Origin of the sequence: Ruminococcus sp., from assembly GCF_016287535.1 — a bacterium.
In the GTDB taxonomy this organism is placed as follows: domain Bacteria; phylum Bacillota; class Clostridia; order Oscillospirales; family Ruminococcaceae; genus Ruminococcus.
The window spans coordinates 72,651-98,067 of sequence record NZ_JAEFAJ010000006.1 but is presented as its reverse complement, the minus strand read 5'-3'; the positions used below and the strand labels follow the sequence as shown (position 1 = coordinate 98,067).

At 45.6% G+C, this 25,417-nt stretch carries 18 protein-coding genes, 1 tRNA gene and 1 pseudogene; 13 read left to right on the top strand and 7 right to left on the bottom strand.

Annotated elements, in window-relative coordinates; translation table 11 throughout:
* Nucleotides 1-112: pseudogene (locus tag QZZ36_RS12930) on the top strand (XRE family transcriptional regulator); the annotation flags it as partial.
* Between the two features lie 93 nt (nt 113-205).
* Here the strand turns inward: QZZ36_RS12930 and QZZ36_RS04540 are convergent.
* Both QZZ36_RS04540 and QZZ36_RS04535 read right to left on the bottom strand, forming a co-directional pair.
* Nucleotides 206-1,780: a recombinase family protein gene (locus QZZ36_RS04540; protein ID WP_295077497.1), complete on the bottom strand. Its 1,575-nt coding sequence runs from the start codon at nt 1,778-1,780 to the stop codon at nt 206-208.
* Nucleotides 1,767-3,089: a recombinase family protein gene (locus tag QZZ36_RS04535; protein ID WP_295077494.1), complete on the bottom strand. Its 1,323-nt coding sequence runs from the start codon at nt 3,087-3,089 to the stop codon at nt 1,767-1,769. The genes QZZ36_RS04540 and QZZ36_RS04535 overlap by 14 nt, the downstream gene beginning before the upstream one ends.
* Before the next feature lie 11 nt (nt 3,090-3,100).
* Here QZZ36_RS04535 and QZZ36_RS04530 point away from each other — a divergent pair, with 11 nt between their 5' ends.
* The gene (locus tag QZZ36_RS04530) at nt 3,101-3,628 is read left to right on the top strand and encodes a hypothetical protein (protein WP_365685652.1); all 528 of its coding nucleotides are present in this window, start codon (nt 3,101-3,103) and stop codon (nt 3,626-3,628) included.
* 251 nt (nt 3,629-3,879) lie between these two features.
* Here QZZ36_RS04530 and QZZ36_RS04525 read toward each other — a convergent pair.
* A tRNA-Leu gene (locus tag QZZ36_RS04525) sits at nt 3,880-3,966 on the bottom strand.
* Between the two features lie 353 nt (nt 3,967-4,319).
* Nucleotides 4,320-6,008 carry a GGDEF domain-containing phosphodiesterase gene (locus QZZ36_RS04520; protein ID WP_295077488.1) on the bottom strand — a complete coding sequence of 563 codons (1,689 nt, stop codon included), beginning with the start codon at nt 6,006-6,008 and terminating at the stop codon, nt 4,320-4,322.
* Between the two features lie 372 nt (nt 6,009-6,380).
* On the opposite strand from QZZ36_RS04520, the gene aroB reads away from it, so the two are divergent.
* The 6 genes from aroB to QZZ36_RS04490 are packed head-to-tail and all read left to right on the top strand — an operon-like array spanning nt 6,381 to nt 12,132.
* The gene (gene aroB / locus QZZ36_RS04515; RefSeq protein ID WP_295077485.1) at nt 6,381-7,421 is read left to right on the top strand and encodes a 3-dehydroquinate synthase; all 1,041 of its coding nucleotides are present in this window, start codon (nt 6,381-6,383) and stop codon (nt 7,419-7,421) included.
* 2 nt (nt 7,422-7,423) lie between these two features.
* Nucleotides 7,424-8,656, top strand: a complete 1,233-nt coding sequence (gene aroA, locus QZZ36_RS04510; protein WP_295077482.1) for a 3-phosphoshikimate 1-carboxyvinyltransferase — start codon at nt 7,424-7,426, stop codon at nt 8,654-8,656.
* Entirely contained in the window at nt 8,637-9,716 is a 1,080-nt protein-coding gene (gene aroC / locus QZZ36_RS04505) for a chorismate synthase (RefSeq protein WP_295077480.1), read from the top strand. Before aroA ends, aroC begins: the two co-directional genes overlap by 20 nt.
* An 11-nt stretch (nt 9,717-9,727) precedes the next feature.
* Nucleotides 9,728-10,321, top strand: a complete 594-nt coding sequence (locus QZZ36_RS04500) for a DUF4364 family protein (protein ID WP_295077477.1) — start codon at nt 9,728-9,730, stop codon at nt 10,319-10,321.
* Nucleotides 10,322-10,371: 50 nt separating this feature from the next.
* Nucleotides 10,372-11,268, top strand: coding sequence for a hypothetical protein (locus QZZ36_RS04495; RefSeq protein WP_295077474.1), 897 nt, complete (start codon nt 10,372-10,374; stop codon nt 11,266-11,268).
* A 15-nt stretch (nt 11,269-11,283) separates the two neighbouring features.
* Nucleotides 11,284-12,132 (top strand): patatin family protein, encoded by an 849-nt coding sequence (locus QZZ36_RS04490; protein WP_295077471.1) that lies wholly within the window; start codon nt 11,284-11,286, stop codon nt 12,130-12,132.
* A 33-nt stretch (nt 12,133-12,165) separates the two neighbouring features.
* Here QZZ36_RS04490 and QZZ36_RS04485 read toward each other — a convergent pair whose 3' ends face one another.
* Entirely contained in the window at nt 12,166-12,729 is a 564-nt protein-coding gene (locus QZZ36_RS04485) for a biotin transporter BioY (RefSeq protein WP_295077469.1), read from the bottom strand.
* Between the two features lie 299 nt (nt 12,730-13,028).
* Here QZZ36_RS04485 and QZZ36_RS04480 point away from each other — a divergent pair, with 299 nt between their 5' ends.
* The 3 genes from QZZ36_RS04480 to QZZ36_RS04470 all read left to right on the top strand — a co-directional run bounded on the left by QZZ36_RS04480 (nt 13,029) and on the right by QZZ36_RS04470 (nt 17,869).
* Entirely contained in the window at nt 13,029-13,595 is a 567-nt protein-coding gene (locus QZZ36_RS04480) for a sigma-70 family RNA polymerase sigma factor (protein ID WP_295077467.1), read from the top strand.
* A gap of 12 nt (nt 13,596-13,607) precedes the next feature.
* The gene (locus QZZ36_RS04475) at nt 13,608-15,116 is read left to right on the top strand and encodes a PASTA domain-containing protein (RefSeq protein ID WP_295077465.1); all 1,509 of its coding nucleotides are present in this window, start codon (nt 13,608-13,610) and stop codon (nt 15,114-15,116) included.
* A 359-nt stretch (nt 15,117-15,475) separates the two neighbouring features.
* Nucleotides 15,476-17,869: a cation-translocating P-type ATPase gene (locus QZZ36_RS04470; RefSeq protein WP_295077462.1), complete on the top strand. Its 2,394-nt coding sequence runs from the start codon at nt 15,476-15,478 to the stop codon at nt 17,867-17,869.
* 35 nt (nt 17,870-17,904) lie between these two features.
* Here QZZ36_RS04470 and QZZ36_RS04465 read toward each other — a convergent pair whose 3' ends face one another.
* Nucleotides 17,905-18,156: a cation transporter gene (locus QZZ36_RS04465; protein WP_295077459.1), complete on the bottom strand. Its 252-nt coding sequence runs from the start codon at nt 18,154-18,156 to the stop codon at nt 17,905-17,907.
* Nucleotides 18,157-18,353: 197 nt separating this feature from the next.
* Here QZZ36_RS04465 and QZZ36_RS04460 point away from each other — a divergent pair, with 197 nt between their 5' ends.
* The gene (locus QZZ36_RS04460; RefSeq protein ID WP_295077453.1) at nt 18,354-19,691 is read left to right on the top strand and encodes a peptidoglycan DD-metalloendopeptidase family protein; all 1,338 of its coding nucleotides are present in this window, start codon (nt 18,354-18,356) and stop codon (nt 19,689-19,691) included.
* 86 nt (nt 19,692-19,777) lie between these two features.
* On the opposite strand, the gene QZZ36_RS04455 is transcribed toward QZZ36_RS04460, so the two are convergent.
* On the bottom strand, nt 19,778-21,898 hold the full coding sequence (locus QZZ36_RS04455) for a glycoside hydrolase family 11 protein (protein ID WP_295077444.1): 2,121 nt from the start codon (nt 21,896-21,898) through the stop codon (nt 19,778-19,780).
* Between the two features lie 501 nt (nt 21,899-22,399).
* Between QZZ36_RS04455 and QZZ36_RS04450 the strand changes: the two genes are divergently transcribed.
* Entirely contained in the window at nt 22,400-25,402 is a 3,003-nt protein-coding gene (locus tag QZZ36_RS04450) for a family 43 glycosylhydrolase (protein WP_295077435.1), read from the top strand.
* Nucleotides 25,403-25,417: the final 15 nt, after the last annotated feature.

Sequence of the window (25,417 nt, the reverse complement as noted above, 5' to 3'; positions counted from 1 at the left end):
TATGGCAATTGGACTTTTTTATGGTGTTGGTATATTTCTTGGCATTGGTATTTTCTTTGTTGGCGGTTTTATGACAATGTCAGGTGCAGGGTGGGGAGCATCACTATTTGGGGAAGAATTAAACTAATGAGAAAACTGAAAAGCTATAAAGATTAGGCATTGAAAAGCTCCGCATATAATAAGCGGAGCTTTTGTGATAAAAGAACTATAATTCAACAGTCATCTTCGTTCCACCTTTAAAAAGTAGGACTACTGTCTGATTCGGCATTATGGTCATATTCTTTACGAGAATATTCCATAACTCCTCGTCAAAGCTCTGAATTATCCTATCTTCTTTTTCGAGCGTCTTTAGGAATAACGCTATCTGCTCCTTTTGGGAGCGTATACTTTGAAGCTGTTTTTCGAGAATGCCAATCTCGTCTTCTAGCTGAAGTCTCCTAGAGTTAAGGCTTTCAAAATTGGCCCTATACTCCTCTTGGTTCTGAGATATAACGGAGTTTTGCTCAATAAGCTGGCGCAACTGCTGCGTTAACTCGTTGTATTGTTTGGTTATATCTTCGAGTTCCGCTTGGATATTTTGCGTATTGTCCAGGCTTTCGAGCCTAGAGGTTATTTTAGAGAAGTAATACTTCTTATTTGCAATCAGCGAATTGAACCCACGGACAAAAGCATCTTTAATTGCTTCTTCTGTAATGCTAGGTGTTTCGCAAGTCTGGCTTCCGGAGTATTTCTTGTTACAGTACCAATAGTGAGCCTTATTCTTGCCGGTAGAATTCTTTACTTTTCTGCCGTAGCAGCAACCACAATCTCCGCAGATGATCTTCGATGAAAAGATACTAGTGCTTCTTGCTTTATTGTGTTCTCTGATTCGAAGTTCGGTTTGTGCTAAATTGAAGAGTTCTGGGCTAATAATCGGCGGATGTGATCCCTCGACATAGTACTGTGGAAGTTCGCCGGTATTCTTTTTTCTTTTCTTATTAAGAAAATCTATCGCATAAGATTTCTGCAGAAGAGCATCACCTTTATACTTTTCATTACTAAGAATGCTCTTTACCGTACTTACTGGCCAATGCTTACTTTTTCGCGGCGTCGGAATTCCTTTGGAATCCAATATGGAACAAATATTGCGAATAGTATTCCCTTTGAGAAAAAGATCATATATTTCGCGGACTATTTTCGCTTCAGCTTCATCAATTACGGTATTTCCATTCTCGTCGAGCTTGTATCCCAGGAAACCTTTCCTTGCTACATATACTTTTCCGTCAGCCATGCTTTTACGCTTGCCCCAGGTAACATTCTCACTGATAGAGCGGCTTTCTTCCTGAGCAATAGACGACATAATCGTAAGCATGAGCTCGCCTTTGGAGTCTAAAGTGTAGATGTTTTCCTTTTCAAAATAAACCTCTATGCCTTTCTCCTTTAGCTTTCTGATAGTAACGAGTGAATCTACGGTATTTCTAGCAAAACGGGAAATTGACTTAGTAAGGATTAAGTCAATCTTTCCGGACAGAGCATCTTTGATCATGCGGTTAAAGCCATCGCGGTGTTTGATATTTGTTCCTGAAATACCCTCATCGGAATAGATTCCTGCAAACTCCCAGTCCGGGTTGCTTTGGATATAATTAGTATAGAAATTTACTTGCGTTTCATAGCTTGACTGCTGCTCGTCCTGCTCGGTAGATACGCGAGCATAGGCGGCGACTCTTTTCTTTCGAGTTGTGCCATCGTTAGTAAAAGCCGCTTCGGGAATTTTGGCTTCAATTTTTCTAATTACTGCCATTTTTATTCCTCCTGTATCTTTCAGCGGTCTTTCTTCCTGCCGCTTCTCGCATTTCTTTAGTCCAGGATTCACTCCTGGATTTTTGCTTCCATTCGAGCGTTTTTACCTCGCCGTTATTAAAGTGGAACTCTAAAATATTGTTCTCGCAGATTATGATTTCTTTTAATACTGAACGGATGTCTATGTCATCAATTCGCTCAATTCCGAGAACCTTGGTTACTGATTCGGTAAGGATATCGTCTCGTATTCGTTTAGAATTGCAATACTTTTGACCGAAGTCATGATAAGTGCTGCAAGTCCAAACATATCTTCCGCAGTTCTTCTTTCGCCTATAAGTTTTGCCGCAAATTCCGCATATAAGCAGAGAAGTGAATTGCGATTTGTATGCAGGTGTATCTGCTTTCTGGCGACTATCGTTTACTGCTTTTCTGCGCATCATCTCTTCTTGCACCTGATAAAATGTGTTCTCGTCAACAATCGCCTCATGACTGCCTATAACTTCGTACATTGGCTTCTCTCCGCGGTTTTCCATACGTTGTTTCGAGATATAGTCTTTGGTATATGTTTTCTGAAGAAGCAGATTGCCGATATACACTTCGTCTTTGAGCATTTTGTAGATTCTATGGCCTTTCCATTTACCGCCGAGTCTAGTAGGAGTATTTCGGTCGTTAAGTAGCTTGGCGATTCTCATGATGCCATAACCGGACAGATATAGGTCAAAGATTTCTCTTACTACTTCTGCCTCGCCCGGTTCTATTACGAATTTGCCTTTATCGTATCTGTAGCCATAATACAAACAAGTGCTAGGCATTCCGTTTTCGAATAGCTTATGTATTCGCCAAAGCTGATTTTCGCTAGCTGACCTTGCTTCCTCTTGCGCATAAGATGCCAACAGCGTAATCATGAACTCGCCTTCGGAACTTAATGTATGTATATTCTCTTTCTCGAAATATACATCAATACCTAGTGTTTTCAGCTCTCTTATAGTTTGCAGTAGGATGACCGTATTTCTAGCAAACCTTGTTATCGATTTTGCGATAATAAGATCAATCCTATTGTTCCTGCAATCTTCCAACATCTTTTGGAATCCTGGTCTATCTTCTTTTGTTCCTGATATACCTTCGTCGGAATAGATTTCAATTAGCTCCCAACCAGGATGGTTGGTGATGTAGTTATTGTAGTAGCTGACCTGTGCGGATAAAGACTGCAGCATGGCGTCTTTATCTGAAGAAACTCGTGCATAGGCCGCAACGCGCTTAGAGACGACCGTTGGCGCGAATTTCGCTTCGATTCTTTTTACTGTAGCCATATTATCTTGTCATAAAGGGCTTATTGCAAACTCAAGCGGATGGCTCCACGAAACTTATGGATTTCTTGGACGATCAACATATGCATCGTCTGTACGAAAAATTCATACTCGAGTACTACCGTAAAGAATTCCCAGACATAAAAACCAGCTCACCTCAGATTCCTTGGCAAATCGACGACGGCTACTTTGATATGTTGCCAGTTATGCAAAGCGACGTTGTTCTTGAGTATAGAGATAAGATTTTGATTATTGACGCTAAGTATTATTCTCATAATCTTCAGATTCAATATGATTCTCGATCTATACATTCGGGAAACCTGTATCAAATATTTACATATACGAAGAATAAATCATTAGAAGCTGGATCAGGCAAGGAAGTCTCTGGATTGCTACTATATGCCAAAACTGATGATTTCATTCAGCCCGATCAGGAATATTCAATGAGCGGCAATACTATTGGCGTAAAAAGTTTGGACCTAGATTGTGACTTTAATGGTATAAAGCAACAATTAAATAATTTAGTTAGCCAATACTTTTAATAAAAAATCGGACAGCATAAACTGTCCGATTTTTTATGGATGAGATATGGTGAGATGGTATGAGGAGTGGGTGAGCCTTGGTGCAGTTGGAATTAGTCTCAAGATCACTTCAATACTTAATTGCTCAAATTACCGATCAATAATATAATCCTTCGTTGTTTTAAAAGGCATAAAAAGAAAAACACCCCTATAAATAGGGATGCTTTTCACTAACGTCAAATGAGAAATATCTCCATTGTGACGTCTAAATATGGTGCCGGTGGCGGGGGTCGAACCCGCACGGTGTTGCCACCAACGGATTTTGAATCCGTCACGTCTGCCAATTCCATCACACCGGCATAGTTGTTAAATTTTTGAAAACAAGCACACAAGACAAAAAGTCCGTTACTGCAACCGAAAAGAATGAGAAAACAATCAAATTTGGTAGAAAACTTCTGAACCCCATGAGAAAAAATACAAGACTTTTTCTACCAAATGAGAAGTGCAATAGTGTTGAAACGTCGGAATGACGTAGATTTCAAGAAAATCGTGGTAGATTTGGAATTCACTCAGCCAAAAAAGTTTGAGTGGATTTTGAGTCCGTCACGTCTGCCAATTCCATCACACCGGCACATCGTTTAATATTATACCATATACACGGCTATGATGTCAAGAGTAAAAATCAGGCTGCCTTATGAATGGCAGCCTGTTGTCATTTATCATAGCGGAAATCGTCAATGAGACGTTTCTCAAACTCCTTAACGGGGAGAGGTCTGTCGAAGTAGAAGCCTTGAGCAAGGTCACAGCGGTTGTCCTCAAGGAGCTTTACCTGTTCCTTTGTCTCGACGCCCTCGGCGATACATTCGAGACCCATTTCACGTCCCATAGCGACAATATATCTGAACATGACGCTTTTCTGTTCGGGATCGTCCTTTTCATAGTCAGGCAGCAGGCTCTTGTCGAGCTTCAGCACATTCCACGGGACTTCCTTGATAAGATTCAGCGAAGAATAGCCTATACCGAAATCATCTACTGATGTTGCGATACCTGCCTCCTGCAGACCTTTTATAGTACGCTTGAGGTCTTTGAACTCGACGTCTGTGGTAGTTTCTGTCAGCTCTATCTCGATGTATTCATGTGGGACATTGTGACTGTCGATGATCTCGACGATATGCTGAAGCAGATCCATATCTGAAAGATGGCGCCGTGAGAGGTTTACCGATATCCTTACAGCCTGCATACCTGTGTCGAGCCAGTGCCTGATATCACGGCATACGCTGTCAAGCATATAAAAATCGAGCTTGCAGATATCCCTGCTCTGTTCGAGAACCGGTATGAACTCGGCTGGCGGAACAAGTCTTTCATTGTGTACCCAACGACACAGAGCTTCTCCGCCGGCAACACTGCGGTCTCTTATATCTACTTTCGGCTGATAATAAACGAGGAACTCCTGCTTTTCGAGTGATTTCAGAAAGCAGGCGGTTATTTCGTTATTCTGTTTGCTGCGTGCGAGGAGAGCGTCGTCGAAAAATACCACATCCTGCTTGACGGAGCCTTTTGCAAGGTGGAAAGCCATACTGACGCGGTCCATGATATCAGTGGGGAGTATGAAGCTGTCTATATCAGGGATAACGTACACACCGGCGGTCGCGGATATAAATATACGTTCCGACCGGCTTGCGTCGTAGGTTATGCCCGTACCGCTCAGGAGTCCGAGCACATCGCTGAGCTTTTCCTGTTTTATGAGAGCTATGAAGTTATCGCCGCCGATACGGCAAACGCACTCTTCCTGACAGTCAAGCAGATTTTCAAACATACCGATGAATTTCTTCATTACTCTTGTACCGTTTTCCCTGCCTATCTGCTGATTGACTATGGAAAAGCGTTTCAGATTGAAGTATACGGCTGTGAAGCGGTCGATAGTCTCGTCTTTGTACAGCTTCCTTATGAGGTGCATGAAATGGCGGTGATTGTACATATTAAGGTCGCTGTCGAAGAAGGTGAGGCGGTGTGTCAGAGAGAGCAGTCTCATCTTGCCGTTGAAGGTGCTGAGCAGCACGATAAAAAGGTTGATCCTGCTGCGTTCGGTATCATTCCACGGCTCAGCGTCATTTACGATGAAAACACGGTATACGGCTATCTGTTCATCGACGGTGATTATTCTTTTGCTGATATACTCGCCGAGGCAGGGGACACCGCAGTTATAATAGCGGTGAACAGATGCAAGACCGAGGTGTTCGGCGGCTTCGTTCTCATATGTCAGCGCTTCCACCTTGCCGATCCTCAGTACATGGCAGAGCCTTGTCATAGCCTCGGACATGATATCCGGCGATGCAGCTTCGACGTTCTGCATGAGGACAATGAACTCTTCGAGGGCAGAAATGTATTCATCTGTGGACATATGACTCACCTCCGGATCTGCATAACTAAAATGTCTGATTAAATGATAATAATATTATATCACATTGCCTGGGGCCATTGATTGACATTTTGTGAACTCAGTATTAACATCACAATGTGTTGCTATATGAGTTGAAATATGATGTGAAAAATGTACAAATCAACTGTTCGCGTTTATATGTTTTATACAGATAACATAGAAAAAATTAACAAAAGCGCCTTAAGTATTTCTATGTTTGTCACAACTAAAATTCAGCAGATAAAAGTTTTAAAGCAAAAAAGTGTTGACAGCTTTTATAGTGTATGGTATAATTTTTTCTGAGATAAAACGCTGCCTGGTGCAGTGTCAAGGAAAATACCGGAGGTCGGCAGAATGAAGAGGATAAACGTAAAAACGAGCCATCCATATGATGTTATAATAGAGCGGGGCGGACTCGCAAAAAGTGGAGAATATATAGCGGCGGTCACAAAGTCACGCAGGGCAGCGGTAATCACCGATGATATCGTGGAAAAGCTCCACCTGAAGGCGGTAAAGGACTCGCTTGAATCTGCCGGCTTTGAGTGCAGTGTTTTTGTTTTCCCTAACGGCGAGCAGTCGAAATGCCTTGAAAACCTTGGCAGGATATATGATTTTCTCTGTGAGAGCAATATCACAAGATCGGATATCATAGTTGCCCTCGGAGGCGGAGTTGTAGGCGATATCACAGGATTTGCCGCTGCTTCTTACCTCAGGGGCGTTGATTTCGTTCAGATACCCACAACTCTGCTTGCGCAGGTGGATTCCTCTGTGGGCGGCAAGACCGCTATAGACATTGCCGGCGGCAAGAACCTTGTGGGAGCCTTCAAGCAGCCTGCTCTCGTTATATGCGACAGCGACGCCCTGAAGACACTGCCGCAGGAGGTGCTTGCGGAGGGCATGGGCGAGTGCATAAAGTACGGTATGATACGGGACGAAAAGCTCTTTGAGCTCATGGAGTCCCACTGCCTTGAAAATGTTGATGCGATAATGGATGAGATGGTATACTCATGTATCGACATAAAACGCAGGATAGTTGAGAATGACGAGTTTGACCGCGGAGAACGGATGGTGCTGAATTTCGGCCATACTCTTGGTCATGCTCTTGAGGGCTGGCATAATTATAAGGATATCGCACACGGAGAGGGTGTTGCCGCTGGTATGTGCATGATAACCGACAGGCTCGCTCCTCAGCTGTCGGAGAGACTGAAAAAATGTGTAAAGGCTTATAAACTTCCGACGGGAAGCGATATCCCCATGAATGAGCTGCTCCCGTTCTGTTCAAAGGACAAGAAGAACGAGGCAAAGGACATAAATTACATTATTTGCAGGGAAGTCGGAAAGGGCGAGATAGTAAAGGTGCCCTTCAGCGAATTCTGCCGTCTTATGGAGGGCTGAGAATGGATATTAGCATAAGACCCTCGGTGCTGCGTGGAAAGCTCAGCGTTCCAGCGTCAAAAAGCTGCGCACACCGTTCAATAATATGCGCCGCGCTCGCTGAGGGAGTTTCGCATCTCAGCGGAGTTACCATGTCAAAGGATATCGAAGCCACTATCGGCGCTATGACCGCTCTCGGAGCTGAATTCACCGTGAACGGCGGCGATATCACCGTAAAAGGCAGCGGCGGCAGGAAGACGGATAAATGCGCCATCGACTGCAACGAGAGCGGTTCGACGCTCCGCTTTCTCATTCCTGTTGCGGCAGCTGTGGGCTGTGAAACAGAATTCCGCGGAAGAGGACGTCTGCCTCAGCGCCCGATAAATATATTTATCCGTGAGCTTGGCAAAAACGGCGTCCGTTTCGATTATAGCAATACAATGCCATTTACCGTATCCGGCGGACTGAAAAGCGGGATTTTTGAGATTGAGGGCGATGTTTCCTCACAGTTCATAACCGGACTTCTCTTTGCTCTTCCTCTCCTTGAAGGGGATTCCGAGATAGTCCTGACCTCGCATCTTGAATCCCGTCCATATGTTGATATAACTATAGATACGCTCCGGCGTTTCGGCGTTTCCGCAGAAGAAACGGAGCGCGGCTTCCGCGTTAAGGGAGGTCAGAGCTATACTGCAAGAGACGAGAAAATAGAGGGAGATTACTCTCAGGCTGCCTTCTTCTGCGTGGCAAATGCACTCGGCTCGGAGGTGGAGCTTTACAACCTTAATGAAAACAGTGTTCAGGGCGACAAGAAAATCCTTGAAATTATCAGAGGGATGTGTTATAATAGCAATATCGGACATTACAGAGCCGACTGCTCGGATATTCCCGACCTTGTGCCCATACTGGCTGTGCTGGGAGCTTTCGGCAGCGGAGAATCTGTCATTTATAACGCTAAAAGACTTAAAATAAAAGAGAGCGATCGCCTTGAAAGCACCTCCGCAATGCTGAACGCACTTGGCGGAGACGTTACTGTTACCGATGACGGGCTTATTATCCGTCCCACAAACGCCATGCACGGCGGCACGGTTGACAGCTACGGCGATCACAGGATAGTAATGGCTGCTGCTGTTGCTGCGACCCGCATAGACGGAGAAGTCGTCATAAAGGGCGCTGAAGCGGCAGAAAAGTCCTATCCGGCTTTCTTTGACGACTACAAAATGCTCGGAGGTAAAGCCAATGTCATCAGTATGGAATAACAGGATATCCATATCCATGTTCGGAGAAGCTCATGGCCCCGCAATAGGCGTGACTGTGGACAATCTTCCCGCAGGGGAGTATATCGACGCCGAAGCGCTTGCGGATTTTATGGCAAGAAGATATACCGGCGGAGGTTCTCCGGCTGTTAATTCCATGCCGCATATAATGTCGGGCATTTTCAGGGACCGCACTACTGGTTCGCCGTTGTGTGCCTTCCTTCAGAATACAGAGACTTCTGCTCCACAGCATGAAGAGCTCGACAATCTTGTACGTCCCGGACACGCAGACTATACAGGTACTCTCAGGTATAAGGGCTTCAACGACGTCCGCGGCGGCGGGCATTTTTCCGACAGACTTACGGCTCCTCTCTGCTTTGCGGGAGCTGTCTGCGCACAGATACTCGAAAGAAGGGGTATCTATACGGGAGCGCATATACTCCAGATACACAACATAAAGGATAATCCCTTCGACCCGGTGAATATAACCCGTGACGGCGTTATCAGCGTGAGGAGGAAGAAGTTCCCCGTTATCAACGACCGCAAGGGCTGGGATATGATAGAGGATATAAACAAGGCTCACGAGGGCGGCGAATCCCTCGGCGGCGTAATCGAATGCGCTGCCGTGAATGTTCCTGCCGGTATCGGTTCTCCTGTTTTTGACGGACTTGAAAATAATATCGCTCAGCTGGTATTCGGTATCCCCGGAGTAAGGGGACTTGAGTTCGGAGCGGGCTTTACTTCCGCTAAAATGGTGGGAAGTCAGAACAATGACGAGTTCTATGTCAACGACCACGGTCACGTCCTCACAAAGACCAATAACCACGGCGGCATAATCGGCGGTATTTCGTCAGGTATGCCCATAACTCTGAGAGTTGCCATGAAGCCCTCGGAGTATACCGCAGGTCAGCAGGCAGCTGTGAATTACAGGGATATGACCAGCGAGACTGTGGAGAGCGAAAAGAATATCCCCTGTACTGTTCCTGCGGCTGTCCCCTGTGTGGAGGCGGCTGTTAATATCGCTCTGCTGTCAAATATGCTGGATTATCCGAATTTCTGTTAAGGTGACATACTATGCAGGACGAAAATATAATGAAAATGGCTGAACGGGCGGATACCGAGATAAAGGACGTTCCTACCCTTAATATACTCCTTTGCTACCTGCTCTATAAAATAGACCGTCCGGTGAGCCCGGAGCAGCTTTACGATATAGCTATCGGCACGGGCATAATAAACTACTTCTACTATCAGGACTCTATAGGCTATCTCCTCAAAAACGGACTTGTTTCATCTGAAAAGGACGAAAACGGCGGAGAATGCTACGTCCTCGGCGAAAAGGGCAGGGAGTGCGCAAAACAGCTGAAAAACTATGCTCCCAAGTCCTACAGGGATAAGCTCGTCCTTGCGGCTTTGAGATACTTTGCAAGGATAAAGTACGAGAAGGAACTGAAAATAGAGTACGAACCCGTGGGAAAGGGTTACTATATCCACGTAAGATGTATAGATACCGGCTTTGATCTGATGGATCTCAGGCTTTATGCTCCGGATCTTACTCAGGCAAAGCTCATAGGGGAGAAGATACTCCTCAATCCTGCGGGATTCTACGGCAAGGTGATAGAGGTGGCTCTCTCAAACGAGGAGCAGCCTTATGACCTCAGTGATAATTGACGACATTAGGAGCTGTTGCGGCAGCTCCTTTCTTGATAAGGAAAAAAGGAATGGATACATTAAAAGCTTCTGAATTTATTACAGCAAACGCAAGACCGCTTGAAAAGGCGCTTTATTGCTATTATTTTGAGAACGGCACAAGGGGAAAGGTTGTACATGAGCTGCTGAAATATATGAATGATGACTGCGGCTTCGGAAACGCTGTGGAACCGGATAACTGGAACCCAGATTCAAATCCTGTAGCCACAAACGACGCCATAATGACTTTGTTCAGAACAGGCGTCCTTGACGAAAAAAGCCGTATCACAGACCGTATAGCCCATTATCTCGGTTCTCACGACTCATTCGACGAAGAGAAGAAGCGCTGGCTATTTGCCATAGACAGCAATAAGGACTATCCTCACGCGGTATGGTGGGAGAAGAACGGGGACGGTATACGAGGCTTCAATCCTTCGGTCTCGCTGGCGGCGTTTATGATGTGCTTCAGTGATGAAAAGCAGTATTACGCTCAGATAGTCCTTGAAGCATTTGAAGCTCTTGCGGAACAGGAGGACATGATAGCCGATGACCTTAAATGCTTTCTTCTTGCTTATGAACTTATGGAAAGAAACAATGCAGCAGTTATAGGCAGCGGATTCAACACAAAGGATATCCTGTGCGAAAAGCTTGAGCAGGTAATATGCAGCGATACTTCAAGGTACGGAACGGAATATGTTCCCAAGCCATCAGACTTCTTCTGCGGTATATTCGGGCAGTTCATAACGGACAGGATACGTCCGCTTATCAGAGCCGAGAGGGAAATACTCGGTCAGCTGCAGCAGGAGGACGGCGGTTTTGATATATCATGGCAGTGGCATAACGGATATAAAGAGTTCGGACAGGCGAGAGACTGGTGGAGACCGAGGCTGACCCTTGACAAGCTGCTTTTTTACAGATACAATGCATAAAAAAGGGAGTAAGATATGAAACACGGACTTGTTATGCAGGGCGGAGCTATGCGCGGACTTTTTACCGCCGGAGTTATCGACGTCCTCATGGAAAACAATATAGCATTCGACGCGGCTGTGGGAGTTTCGGCAGGCGCTGCCTTCGGCTGCAATTATAAGTCGGGACAGATACGCAGGGCGATACGCTACAATACAAGATTCTGCAGGGACAAGCGCTATTGCAGCGCACTTTCCCTGATAAAAACAGGAGATATGTTCGGCGCGGAGTTCTGCTATCATACCTTGCCGGAAAAGCTTGATATCTTCGATAAAGAAGCCTTCAACGCTTCGCCTATGGATTTCTGGGTGGTGTGTACCGATGTTTCCACAGGCAAGGCGGTGTACCATAAGTGCGGGGCGATCTGCTATGATGAGCTCGAATGGATAAGGGCTTCCGCTTCCATGCCTCTTGCCGCGAGGATAGTAGAGGTGGGAGGATACAGTTTGCTTGACGGCGGTATAGCCGATGTGCTCCCTCTCAGGTTCATGGAGAGCAGAGGCTGCGAAAGAAATGTGGTAATACTCACTCAGCCGCGTGATTACGTGAAAAAGCCGACGAGCGCAATTAATCTCATAAAGATAAGATACCGCAGATATCCGGAGCTGGTAAGGGCTATAGGCAATTATCATAAGATGTACAACAGTGAGACAAAGTACATATTCAGTGCTGAAAATGAGGGGAGAGCCTTTGTTATCGCTCCTCCGGAGAAGCTTCCTATAGGTCATACAGAGCATGATCCTGATGTCATGAGGGAGGTCTACCGTATAGGCAGGCGTATCGCCAGTGAAAAACTTGAAGCCCTTCAGGGCTTTATGTCAGAATAAAAACAGACCTGTTCAGCTGAACAGGTCTGTTTTTCAGAGCTTTGCATATTTTTTCACGCGGTCCGATATTATAAGTGCGAGGACAAGTTTGAGCAGGTCGAACGGTATGAACGGGAGTACGCATATTTCCGCAGCTTTTTTGAATGTCATGGCATTTCCTCCCTTTGAGTAGCCGTATACGAACCATAATGTGCCGAAGGCATAGCAGACGGCAAGTCCTGCAAGCAGCAGTATTATCCGTACAGCTAGCTTTTCGCCGAGGAGCTTCGTTCCGGCCCAGTATAAAAGCGCCATAAGTATAAAGCCGAGAATATAACCGCCTGTGGGACCCACAAGGACTCCCAGACCGCCCTTGAATCCGGTAAATACGGGAAGTCCGGCAGCTCCGAGAAGTATATAGGCTAACCATGAGAACAGCCCGTCCCTGCCGCCGAGGGTCAGAAGTGCGCAGAATACCGCAAAGGTCTGCATAGTGAAAGCGATAGTTCCTATAGGTATGGATATCCATGCGCATACCACCGTTATGGCTGTGGAAAGAGCTGTGAGTACGAGTTCCTTCGTGGAAAAGCTTCGTTTTATTGTGTTCTGTTCTGTCATTTGCAGCATCTCCTTAATGATTATAAATCTATTATAGCATAGTACGTCTGCTTTGTCAACCTTAATATTAAAAATCGGTTGACAATAATTGCGGATATTTGTTTTTCGCGGCAGAGTGTTTAAAGTACGGAATGCTTTTCCTGACCGGAATAATGGAATTGAAACCTGTTTCAGCCGAATTTGATTAAAATAAAAAAATATATCTGCGGCTGTTGCGTTTCTGTCCGGGAGCTGGAATAGATATGATGTAAGCCGATACAATGCATTATAAAAGCTTTACAGGATAAGAAGGTGAGATCATGACACATGAAGAATACAGGCAGGCTTCCGAAACATCAAAGGAAGAAGCTCAGCGTACACTCTTCAACGAGTATTTCAATTACGTATACACTATTGTTTTCAGCAGGCTGCGGAGCTGCGCAGAACGCGAGGATATCGAGGAATGCGTCAGCGACTCCTTTGCCGACATATACATATACTACGATTCGGAAAAGGATTTCAGCGGTGACATCTCAGGTTTTGTAGGAGCTGTAGCCCGCAGGAAGGCGGCTGACGTGTATAACAGGCTGACAAGACATAAAAATATCAGCTTTTCCATTGAGGACGATGAAGCAAAGGAGCTTACAGCTCCGGATAATACGGAGGAGACCGTTGACAAAAATGAGCTCCGCTCAGAGCTGATACACTGTGTGGAGCTTCTCGGCGAACCGGACTCCATTATAATAATGCAGAAGTATTTCTTTATGCGCAGCTCAAAGGAAATAGCGGAAATAGTTTCTATGACGCCTGAAGCTGTGCGTATGCGCTGCAGCCGCGCTCTCGGAAAGCTCAGGTCAAAGCTCACCGAAATGAACATTTCACTGTAAGGAGGTACAGGTATGAAGGATAAAGAACTTGATCTTGAAATACTTGAAAATGCAGACGATTCTGATATAAGACGCATTGCCGGCAACTGTCCTGCTTCCGAAAGTGACAAGGAAAGGATGTTTGCAATGAGCAGAAAGATATATAACGAAAGAACCAAAGAAAGTAATGAAACTCCCGCTATGGTAGTATCCGGCGTGGAGATATACAAAAAGCCCTTATGGCAGAAAATAGTATCGGCAGCAGCTGTTATCGCTTTAGTCGCAGGAGGCGCTGCAGGCGGACTGGCAATGCTGCAAAAAAGCAGAACAGGTCATACTCTCTTAGCTCAGGAAGGCACTCTTCCAGCAGTTACGGAAACAGAAAACAATTATCCCTTCGGCAAGATTGACAGGGTGCGTATGCTCTGCCCTGCAATAGCGCCTGCGGCTATAGAGCTTGAAAGCGAAGATGTAAAGGAGCTCGTTTCCATACTTGATGAACTGCCGTGGAAGGAACTGAAGGATAAGGAGCCTGCTGATGGCGAAATTTCGATCCTGCACATATATAATAATAATGATCCGTATCTGCTCATGGTAAGTATGATGGACGGTTCCATAACGTATCTTAAAGAAGCCGATGGCATAACAGAGACTAAACATTACAGCATTAATGATAAGATAACACAGTTCCTGAACTCTGTCGAATTGGAACCTGATAAGTTCTTATACGCCGTTGACGGGGCGTCAGCAAAGGATAACAGCAGTGAGATATGGAATTATGAGCAACAGCTTGATAAAACATCATCGGAAACTGTTTCCATACCTCCGGTCGCTGATATGCAGTACGAGCTGGCAAAGCAGCAGCTCAGGGAAAGAGGTCTAAATATCAATACCCAAAAAATGGCAGATGAAACTGTAAAGCCTGGTTATGTTATAAAGTCAGAACCCGCAGCAGGTGAAAAAATTCCTAAGGGCTCGACGGTAACTCTTTATGTAAGCAGCGATTCAGTCGATAAGGTCATGGAAATGTATGATTTCAGAGGCATGAACGCAGATGACGCAGATGTTCGGGCAGGATATTACGGTTTTAATATACATACAACTACTGTAGCCTCAGCACAGAAAAAAGGTATCATAGTCGCTCAGTCGCCTTTGCCGGGCAGTGGAGTTGCGGAGAGCAAGGAGGTACACTTTTATATCAGCAGCGGGAATGCTTCCGAAGGTGCGTCTGAACCCGTGATAAGCATACCGGACAATGCGAGCGGAAAGTTCAATTTAGACTTTATTATTACAAGAGATAACGAAGATGCAAGGATAATATCCGGTGATGAGTTCAGCTGTCCCGGAACGGCAGAAGTAAATATCCCGGCTGAACAGTTTGACGACAACTCAGTAGTAAACGTATATATTACAAACAGCGATACAGGTGTAAGAGCGTTCCTGATCTCATTTTACTGTGAGCGCATCGGCGATAGGAATGTTATCAGCAGAACTGACAGCAGCAACATGGAAGAAACATTCAGCTTAGTAAGCGGAAAATAATACAGTCAGTTATTCGCCGGTACAGATTATGTTTACACAGTTCATCAGAGGAACGGGGTGAAATTCAACGGGAGATCACTGATATTAAAAAGTTTCCGGATTCTGCGCTTTGCACAATAAAAATGTACCGTATATGTACAAAGCGTCAAAAATGATATGGTTCAATATAAATATGTATGATGCGCAGATCCCTGTTTTTATAAGGAATCTGCGCATCATAAATACATTTTGGGACAATTGCTGTATGACGTCGGCTGCTGAATACACAAAAACAACGTAATTTCGGTATAAGGGTTGATATTTGCATTTTAATATGTTATAATATTAAAAGTATTATATGCGAGGAGTATTATTGCATAATGAAAACCAGTGAATTCAGGGATATCATTGACTATAAACGCATTAAGGCGGATTATGATACAGGTCTTACCGATGAACAGGTCACTCAGAGAATTGAAGAAGGACTTGACAACACACCTGTTGAAGCTCCGTCAAAAACCGTTAAGGAGATACTCTCTGACAATATTTTTACTTACTTTAACCTTATATTCGTTATCCTTTCGGTACTGCTGATCGTAGTCGGTTCGTACCGTGATCTTACTTTTATGCCCGTCATCATAGCCAATGCCCTGACAGGTATCATTCAGGAGCTTCGTTCAAAATCCGTTCTTGACAAGATCTCAATGCTGAATGCTCCGGTCTCGACTGTTGTCCGCAGCGGAGAGGTCAGAAAGGTTCCGTCGAAGGAGCTTGTTCTTGATGATATAGTTATCTTCAAGGCAGGCAACCAGATATGCGCGGACGCTATTGTGGTGGACGGAAATGTTTCGGTAAACGAGTCGCTTCTGACAGGTGAATCGGACGAGGTCAGCAAAAAGCCCGGAGATACCCTTATGTCCGGAAGCTACATCGTTTCAGGCACCTGCCGCGCAAGACTGGAAAAGGTGGGCAGGGAATCATATATATCAAGACTCACCATTCAGGCTAAAAAGACAAAAAAGGGCGAGCAGTCCGAAATGATACGCTCGCTCAACAGGATCGTAAAGTTTGCAGGCTTTGCTATAATACCTATCGGCATCATTCTTTTCTATCAGGCTTACTATCTCAGTCACGAGACAATAAGGGCAAGTGTTCAGTCAATGGTGGCGGCTGTAATAGGTATGATACCTGAAGGACTTTTCCTGCTTGCGAGTGTTGCTCTCGTTATCAGTACCATGAAGCTTGCTGTCAACAAGGTACTCGTACATGATATGAAATGCATTGAAACTCTTGCGCGTGTCGATGTGCTTTGTGTGGACAAGACCGGCACCATCACCGAGAATACCATGACAGTTTCGGCTGTCGTGAATGCCGCGGAGGGAGATGACGACGACCGTATAGAGGGGCTGCTCAGTGATTTTGCTGCGGCTCAGGATTCGGACAATGAGACTATGGCTGCTATAAAGAATCACTTCCACTGTCCGGCAGGCAGGACAGCTGTTGCGGCTACAGGCTTTTCGTCGGAGTTCAAGTACAGCAGCGTAACATTTGAAAAGGATTCATATGTACTGGGTGCTCCCGAATTCATTCTGAAAGATAATATAAGGGATCACCGTGAGCTTATCGACTCATACAGCCACAAGGGCTACCGTGTGCTCGCTTTCGGCAGATACAAAGGTCTCCCCGACGGAAAAGCGCTCACTTCAGCTGTGGAGCCGGTCTGCTTTGTTATAATGTCCAACCCGATAAGAAAGAACGCTCCTGAGACTTTCGGATACTTTGCTGAACAGGGCGTGGAGATAAAGGTAATATCAGGAGATAATCCCGTCACTGTATCAGAGGTCGCCAAACGCGCAGGCATAAAGAATGCCGGGAATTATGTTGACGCTACGACTCTTACCACGGAGAGTTCAATAAAGGAAGCTGTGACAAGATATACGGTATTCGGAAGAGTTACTCCGGAACAGAAGAGAAAGTTCGTAAGAGCACTGAAAAAAGCAGGAAAAACAGTTGCCATGACCGGCGACGGTGTCAACGATGTGCTTGCGCTCAAGGACGCGGACTGTTCGGTTGCTATGGCTTCGGGAAGCGATGTTGCGGCACAGGCCGCTCAGCTCGTACTGCTGGAGTCGGACTTCTCGAAAATGCCCGATGTTGTGGCAGAGGGCAGAAAGGTAGTAAACAACATTGAGCGTTCAGGCAGTCTGTTTATAGTAAAGAATATATTCTCATTCATCATTGCTATACTTTCAATATGCTTCGGCATGAAGTATCCGCTTCTGCCGTCGCAGTTATCGCTCATAAGCGTGTTCACCATCGGACTTCCTGCGTTCTTCCTCTCATTCATGCCCAACCGTGAACTGATACGGGGACGTTTCATAATGAATATACTGCTGAAGGCTCTTCCTGCGGCACTTACCGATGTTCTTGTAGTCGGAGCCATGATATATTTCGGAAATATCTTCAGCGTTGGTCCGAACGATATCGCTACTGCTTCAACGATACTGATGAGTATTGTCGGCATGATGATACTCTATCAGATATCAAAGCCGCTTGACGTTCTGAAAATGGGTATATGGATAGGCTGCGGCATTGGTCTTGTATGCTGTATGGTATTTGTAAGCGACCTGTTCTCTATATCATCCATGTCAAACAGATGTATCATTCTCTGCGTGAACTTCTCAATTATCGCGGAGCCCTGCCTGAGATATCTGACCATGATAACCAAAAAGGTGCAGGACTTCTTTGTGAAGGAAGAAACAAAAAAAGAATAGTATAAAAGGCAGTTCGTTATGAACTGCCTTTTAAATCACTTTTTTCTGAAAAGACCTTTTTTCTCATAGGGCTCGGTGGTTATGCCAAGAACCTTATAGCCGTCCTTTTCAACAGCTTCCCTGAGTTTGTTTTCGTCCGGTTCTTTTTCGGTTATCAGTTCTGTGGTGCCTTTTTTGTGCGAGGAAGACACTTTTTCTGCGGATACCGCTGCGCGTACTGCCTCATTGACGTGAGCCTCGCACATTCCGCACATCATGCCTTCTATCTTGATTACAGTTTTGAACATAGTCATTCAGCTCCTTAGGTTAGTATATACTGACAATATAATTTTACCCTCTTTTCACTATTTTGTCAAGAGCAGAAGATATAGCCGCTGATACAGCGTTTTGCTCCGGCTTACTTATCCGGTTTGACTTTTTGTGTGAAATATGGTAATATATGTATTAGAAATTTACGCTTTTACGCAAAAGGAGTAATTTTATCATGAAAAATATTTTCAGGAGAGCTGCGGCTTTCCTTGTTATAACAGCACTTGTCTTTACTGCTCAGCTCTGGCTGCCTTTCAGCCAAAATGTCCATGCGGCAGCTTTTGGAGTATGGCCTACCGAATCAAGATTCAAAAATATCACCACATATTTTGACGGTTCAAGAAATGTGAACGATGTTTCAGGATATCACAACGGTATTGATATTGAAGCAGACGGCGGCAGCAGCATTTTTGCCGCTTACGGCGGAAAGGTCATTTCAGCGGACTGGAAGGACGGCTACGGCTATATGGTAATACTTTACCATTCCGACCTCGGAGTATATACCTTCTACGCCCATGCCTCACAGCTTCTTGTCAGTGCGGGAGCGGCTGTCAATCAGGGCGATATCATCGCACAGGTTGGAAGTACGGGAAATTCCTCCGGAAATCACCTGCATTTCGGAATCTGCGATACATTGCAGGCAGGCTGGCCGGCACGTACCTACTATGATCCGCTCAGTTATTTTACATATTCCGACAATGCCGGAGGCGGTACGACAGTTGCTCCGCCAACGACGACAGCTGAGCCTGAGTGCAGCTGTACCGATGACTGTGCAGGAGCGTATACCACCAAGGGCGTTGTGACATACCTCAATATCAGAGCCGGACATAATACCACGTCAGCTGTGATCGGAGAGATACCTGCCGGCGCTGAGTTTACCGTGACCAAGGGCAACGGCGAATGGGCTCATGTTGAATACAACGGCAAGAAGGGCTACGCTTCAATGGCATATATGCAGCTCAAATCCGAGCTCAAGTCGGGTATGACGATAGCAGGTGCCACATCTCCTTCGGGAACTATTTCCAAGGGCAGTGCTTTTTCGATTAAGGGCGTAATTACGTCGAATTTCAAGATCACAAAGGTCTATGGCGGCGTTTATTTCCGAGGCGGAGAGGTCACCAGCCAGTATGCGGAGGCTGTGCCCAATGCTGTGAAATATGATCTCTCTTCCTACTTTGACCGCAATATCGTTTTCAACGCCCTGAACGACGGTGATTATACCTACAAGATAACTGCCGAGGACGAAAAGGGTGGGAAGTTCGAGCTGGTGAAAAGCGATTTCATAATAGGCAAGGGAAGCGGTACAGCAGCAGAAACGGCTGTTGCAGGCGACATTAACGCCGACAAGAAGCTGGATATATCCGATGTGGTGATCCTGCAGGATCATCTGCTGAACAAGTCGGAGGGCTTCACCAAGGAGCAGTATGAGGCTTCAGATCTCAATAAGGACGGAAATGTTGACGTTTTTGATCTTGTAGCCATAAAGAAGGCTGTCATAAAAGCTGCGGAATGAATAATGAAAAAAATGATCCCGGAGGCGCTCTGCTTCCGGGATTATTTATTAACTATATCATGCTTGTTTTGACTGCTGAGTATTAATTACGCTATAGAACCAAAAGAATGATCCTCAGGGTTTGTGGTATCAGTGATAACGACTTCAAAATCATTACTGATATCTGCGTCCTTGTCCACTTCGATAAAGATATGCCAGTAGGAGATAACCGTATCGCCCATTTTAAGTGTGCGGTCTATTTCCACTTTATTCCTTGTCACATTTGTAACCTTGTGACAGTCAGGAGCTGACATGAATTCACGCAAAAGTACCATTACCAGTTTGTGACTGCCGAACCATTCTTCGGTATACTCCTTTATATCTTCCGAATAGAGCTGTGAATAATATGTTTCCGAGGTGTAAGCCTTTTCCATTAAGGAAGCTTTGTAATCGGCTATATAGCTGTCGAGTTTTTCGCGGCTTGTTATTATCTTTGTCTGGGGATAGGAGGTGTCATTTTTTCCGTCAGTGCTTACATATTTTGCTTTGAAGTCGTAAGAAGCTTTTGATTCTGCGGCAGATGTTGCAGTTGTAACTGATGATATAGTTGTTGAAGCTGTAGTTTTATTTACCTTGGTTGTTTTAGAAGAGGTAGTAGTTGTCTTTGTCGTTGTAGTAGTTGTTGTTGTCGTTGTTGTCGTTGTTCCTGTCGGGTTACCGGAGAAGCTTCCTGCGCCGAGAAGGTATCTCTGAAGAGACACAAGATCTGCTACGTTTACTATGCCGTCAGAGTTTATATCAGCTCTGTGAGAATACTGTCCTATGCCTGCAAGAAGATTGACCATCATTCTTCTGAGGAGAGCAAGGTCGAATACGTCAACAACGCCGTCATCGTTCAGATCGCCTGCTGCTCCTTCGTTATCATGCCTTTGTTCGTTAAGTTTGCTCATATAGGACTGTACTCCGCCTTCGGCTACGTAAGCGTAGTCAACGAAGAAATCGGTATTGCTGCCGGTCGTTTCGATACGGATAGTGGTATTCTGTGCTCTCTCTGGAATTGTATATGAGGTAGTTGAAAGATCAGTCCATTCGCCCTTTTTTGCTTTGACTGCGGCAGCTTCATCGAACTTATCGAAACCGTTCTCGTCTGTATACATGACTGTGAGTATAAAATCTGTCGCTTCTTCTGTATCCTGTTTTACCGCCGCGCCGAAGCTGATAGTATCGCCGGGGAAGAAGTTGTGGGAAATTGGCAAGACAGGACCGTCCCATTCCTCTATACGGTCGGATACGAGCACACATTTATCGTTTGCGCTTCCATAGTAGCCGTTTTCGGATACTGACATACTGCAGTCATAGTAGGGGGACCAGTCAAGGATAGGAGCAATGTCAAAATTGTATATGTAATAATAACCGTAGATGTTGGTAAAATTCAGCCGCGGATTATATGAATTTGGACCGAATCTGATTATCTGTACGGGGGTGGAAGATTCATGTCCGCTTAACAGGATTTTATTCACGTCCGCCGAGCCGCTGGAGTGATGATTTTCAAAATACAGGCACACTTCATAAAGAGTTCCCGACATATCAAGTCCTAACTGCTCCCAGGTCTGAAAATGCTTGCAAAAGCTGACATCACCCTCGATATGGTTGTTCTGGTTGTTATTTACCGGATTCTCTGTGCGTATGCTCCAGTACTGAGGGAATGATGTCGTTCCGTCAAGACTGGGCTGATTATAGACCATATTCCTGTACAGGTCATAGGTATTGCCGTCAATTATGTATGAGCCGCAGTCCTCGGCGGTTGAATACATTGGAGAAGGTTTGACAGCTCCCCATGCCTCGACGATGTAATACTCAACAAGAGGATTTCTTGTCCAGCCGTGAACAGCCATGAAGGAATCGCCCTTAGGGAAATAATCCACCTCATAATCAATTGTACGCCAATTCGTGGATATTTGACGGGAACTCTTCTTTTGTGAGTCGAAATTCTTGCCCATACAGAAAATGCATTCCTCTACATCTTTCCATGAGCAGGTGAACGAGTTGGTATCAGTTTCCATATCAGCTTCTCCGATACTGCCCTTGTTCCACATCTCATAGTCGTACTGACCGCTCATGCCTCTTTTAGTCTTATCAGCTGCAGAAGCTGTGAACGGTATACAGGACAGGAGCATCAGTGCTGAAACAAAGCCACTGATTATCCTGCGGATTTTTTTGGCTCCCATTATATCACTCCTTTACATGAATACCAAAAAAGTATCATTAAGTAAGCAATAATGGCGAAAATTCCCCCATTATCGCTACCTATATTATAATATGAATAACAAGTGAAATGCAAGCCAAAACTTGTGAAAAGTTGTCAACAGTGCCAAAAATTGCTTGTGTGTTGAAAAAAATAGAGGCTTTTTGCGGGAGGAATAACAGCGTATCCGGCAGGTAACTGAACGCGAATCTCCCGATAAATTAGGAAAAAAATGAACAAAAGTATAGCAATGTATAGATATTTTTGCTTCGATAGCAAATAATGATATGTTTAGCGCAAAAATGATATTTGTGGTAGAAATATTACCATTTTTGACAAAAATTTGGTATAATGGGCTGATAAATATACATTATAATTTAATAAAATATAAAGAAATTGTGAACTTTGACCGTCGAAAGTTCACAGTTAAAACGAAGGGAAATAATAAAAAGCAAATCCAAAAAATTAAAATGGGGGCAGACTTATGAAAAAACTTTTATCATTTGTGACTGCTGCAGCTTTGTCATGCACAGCGCTGGCAACAGTCCCGGTAACTCAGGTCATGGCTGACAATCCATGTATCCAGACTATCTACAGCACAGACCCCGCGCCGATGGTGTATAATGATACGGTATATGTATACACAGGACGCGACAAGGACAACTCAGACTTCTACTATATGCCCGACTGGCACTGCTATTCCTCCCAGGATATGCAGAACTGGACAGATCACGGTATGCTGCTTTCGTGGAATTCTTTCACGTGGGGCAAGGAGGACACCGCATGGGCTTCACAGTGTATAGAACGCAACGGTAAGTTCTATTACTATGTGACTCTTGAGCACAAAAACGGCGGCGGAAGAGGTATAGGCGTTGCTGTAGCAGATTCGCCGACAGGTCCTTTCAAGGACGCAATAGGCAAACCGCTCTGCGGTCCCAACTGGGACTATATCGACCCGACGGTGTTCATCGACGACGACGGTCAGGCATGGCTCATGTTCGGAAATCCCACCTGCTACTACGTCAAGCTGAAGGAGGACATGGTTACTCTCGACGGTCAGATCGGTAATTTCAATATGAATTCATCTACCTTCGGTCCCGGAGGAGGAAAGGCTTCCTCTTATGGTGAGGGACCGTGGTTCTATAAGCGCGGCGATCTCTATTATCTCGTTTTTGCTGCGTTCTACAATGGTGAGGGCTCGGAGAGCATAGGCTACTCAACAGCTCCTTCGCCAACGGGTCCGTGGACCTACCGCGGACAGGTGATGAAGAAGCATAACTGCTTCACAAATCATCCTGGCGTTATTGATTTCAAGGGACATTCCTACCTCTTCTACCATGACGCAAGCCTTCCCGGCGGCGGAGACTTCGACAGAAGTGTCTGCGTTGACGAGTTCCAGTACGGCTCGGACGGCTCTATCCCGACTATATCACCCACAAAATCCGGTCCCAAGCAAATAGCTTCTCTTGATCCCTACAAGCGGGTAGAGGCTGAGACTATATGCTTCTCATCAGGAGTCAAGACGGAGAAGTGCGACAACGGTGGAATGAACATCTCCAATATCCGCAACGGCAGCTATGTCAAGGTTAGCGGCGTTGACTTCGGAAACGGTGCCGACAAGTTTACCGCAAGCGTTGCTGCAAGCGGCAACGGCGGCGATATCGAGATATACCTCGACGGTCTCAGCGGCAAGAAGATAGGTACCTGTTCTGTTCCGGGAACAGGCGGCTGGCAGAGCTGGGAGGAGGTATCCTGCACAGTAAGCGGCGCCAGCGGAGAACATGACCTTTACTTCAAGTTCACCGGCGGAAACGATTACCTGTTCAATGTGGACTGGTGGCAGTTCGGCGGAGAGGGCGGATCTTCTTCAGTAACCACAACTGTTACTACAGCGCCGGATGATAATACAACGGCTACAACTACTGTAACGACCGTAAAGCCTGACGATCCCGACGGCTATATCAGGCACTGGACCTTTGAGGGCAGCGACGATAACTGGGAAGGCAGAGGAAGCGCTTCTGTAAGCGCTTCGTCAAAGGAGGCTTTCCAGGGCAGCGGCTCTCTCTACTGCTCAGGCAGAGAGGATTCGTGGAACGGTGCTACTGTAAGTATCGACGGAGATGTGACTGCGGGCAAGACCTACAGCTTCAGCGCTAATGTGATGCAGAACGAGGGAAGCGATTCCGAGAAGTTCTATTTCACCATGCAGTACAGCGACGGAAGCGGTACAAATTATGTAAAGATAGCCAATGCTTCTCCCATGAAGGGAAAGTGGGCTCAGCTTGCGAACAAGAGCTTCACGGTGCCCTCAGGCGCTTCAGATATATACATATACATCGAGTCGGAATCCGGCAACACCAGCTTCTATGTAGACGATGTGGCGATAGCTGCCGGAGGCACGTCCATAGACGGAGCTGTCGGGGGACAGTCCATACTTGGCGACATCAATTCGGACGGCTGCATAAACGCGCTGGACGTAAGCGCTGCAAGAAGGCTTATCCTCAGCGGCAGCAAGGACACTTCGCTGGTAAAGCTTGCAGACGTTGACAGAAGCACGGAGTTTGAGGTGAACGACCTGATACTCCTTCAGGAATTCGTTCTCGGCAAGATAAAGGAATTCCCGGATAATACTCCTGAACCTCAGGTAACTCCTTTCGATTACGACTCAAATAAGCAGTACAAGGAAGCTCCCGGCAATTACTTCAACAATTGCCAGCAGGCGGGAAAGGTTGTTAAGGAGAGCTACAACGGTATAAACGGCGGAAACAACCTGAATGTTTACCTGCCCTACGGCTACGATGCCAGCAAGCAGTACAACATATTCTATCTCATGCACGGCGGCGGAGAGAACGAGAACACTCTTATCGCCCAGGACGATACAATGATTCAGAATATGTTGGATCATATGATCATGAACGGTGAGCTTGAGCCTCTTATCGTTGTATTCCCTACATTCAACAAGACTGAGGCAGGACGCTTCTACAGCGAGTTCCGTCAGAGCGTAGTACCTTTCGTTGAGGGCAAGTATTCCACTTACGCAAAGAAGGATACCTCACAGAGCTCTTTGCAGGCTTCAAGAATGCACAGAGCATACGGCGGCTTCTCCATGGGCTCGATTTCAACATGGGCTGTATTAGAGAACTGTCTTGACATCGTCGGATACTATATGCCTCTCAGCGGTGAGAACCGTGACGCTAATTCTGCTTATGACAGAGCAAAGCTGATAGCAGATGCAGTTGACAAGTCGGGATTCAAGAAAAATCAGTATTTCATCTTTGCGGCTACGGGCTCAGAAGATATAGCATATCCGAATTTTAATCCTCAGATAGAGGAAATGAAGAAAATGAGCCAGTTCGTATATACCTCTGACTTCTCAAAGGGCAACTTCTACTTCATGGTAGCTCCCGGAGCAACTCACTGGTGGGGATACGTAAGACACTATGTCTATGACGCACTGCCTTACTTCTTCCACGAAACAGGTACATAATAACATAGATGCTTT

Excerpts from the sequence above, each read along its gene's own strand:
- QZZ36_RS04490 (WP_295077471.1), top strand. The coding sequence starts at position 11,284 with ATGAAACACGGACTTGTTATGCAGGGCGGAGCTATGCGCGGACTTTTT.
- QZZ36_RS04450 (WP_295077435.1), top strand. The coding sequence starts at position 22,400 with ATGAAAAAACTTTTATCATTTGTGACTGCTGCAGCTTTGTCATGCACA.
- QZZ36_RS04540 (WP_295077497.1), bottom strand. The coding sequence starts at position 1,780 with ATGGCAGTAATTAGAAAAATTGAAGCCAAAATTCCCGAAGCGGCTTTT.
- QZZ36_RS04485 (WP_295077469.1), bottom strand. The coding sequence starts at position 12,729 with ATGACAGAACAGAACACAATAAAACGAAGCTTTTCCACGAAGGAACTC.
- aroB (WP_295077485.1), top strand. The coding sequence starts at position 6,381 with ATGAAGAGGATAAACGTAAAAACGAGCCATCCATATGATGTTATAATA.
- QZZ36_RS04495 (WP_295077474.1), top strand. The coding sequence starts at position 10,372 with ATGGATACATTAAAAGCTTCTGAATTTATTACAGCAAACGCAAGACCG.
- QZZ36_RS04475 (WP_295077465.1), top strand. The coding sequence starts at position 13,608 with ATGAAGGATAAAGAACTTGATCTTGAAATACTTGAAAATGCAGACGAT.
- QZZ36_RS04500 (WP_295077477.1), top strand. The coding sequence starts at position 9,728 with ATGCAGGACGAAAATATAATGAAAATGGCTGAACGGGCGGATACCGAG.
- QZZ36_RS04460 (WP_295077453.1), top strand. The coding sequence starts at position 18,354 with ATGAAAAATATTTTCAGGAGAGCTGCGGCTTTCCTTGTTATAACAGCA.
- aroA (WP_295077482.1), top strand. The coding sequence starts at position 7,424 with ATGGATATTAGCATAAGACCCTCGGTGCTGCGTGGAAAGCTCAGCGTT.
- QZZ36_RS04520 (WP_295077488.1), bottom strand. The coding sequence starts at position 6,008 with ATGTCCACAGATGAATACATTTCTGCCCTCGAAGAGTTCATTGTCCTC.
- QZZ36_RS04480 (WP_295077467.1), top strand. The coding sequence starts at position 13,029 with ATGACACATGAAGAATACAGGCAGGCTTCCGAAACATCAAAGGAAGAA.
- QZZ36_RS04470 (WP_295077462.1), top strand. The coding sequence starts at position 15,476 with ATGAAAACCAGTGAATTCAGGGATATCATTGACTATAAACGCATTAAG.
- aroC (WP_295077480.1), top strand. The coding sequence starts at position 8,637 with ATGTCATCAGTATGGAATAACAGGATATCCATATCCATGTTCGGAGAA.
- QZZ36_RS04535 (WP_295077494.1), bottom strand. The coding sequence starts at position 3,089 with ATGGCTACAGTAAAAAGAATCGAAGCGAAATTCGCGCCAACGGTCGTC.
- QZZ36_RS04455 (WP_295077444.1), bottom strand. The coding sequence starts at position 21,898 with ATGGGAGCCAAAAAAATCCGCAGGATAATCAGTGGCTTTGTTTCAGCA.
- QZZ36_RS04465 (WP_295077459.1), bottom strand. The coding sequence starts at position 18,156 with ATGTTCAAAACTGTAATCAAGATAGAAGGCATGATGTGCGGAATGTGC.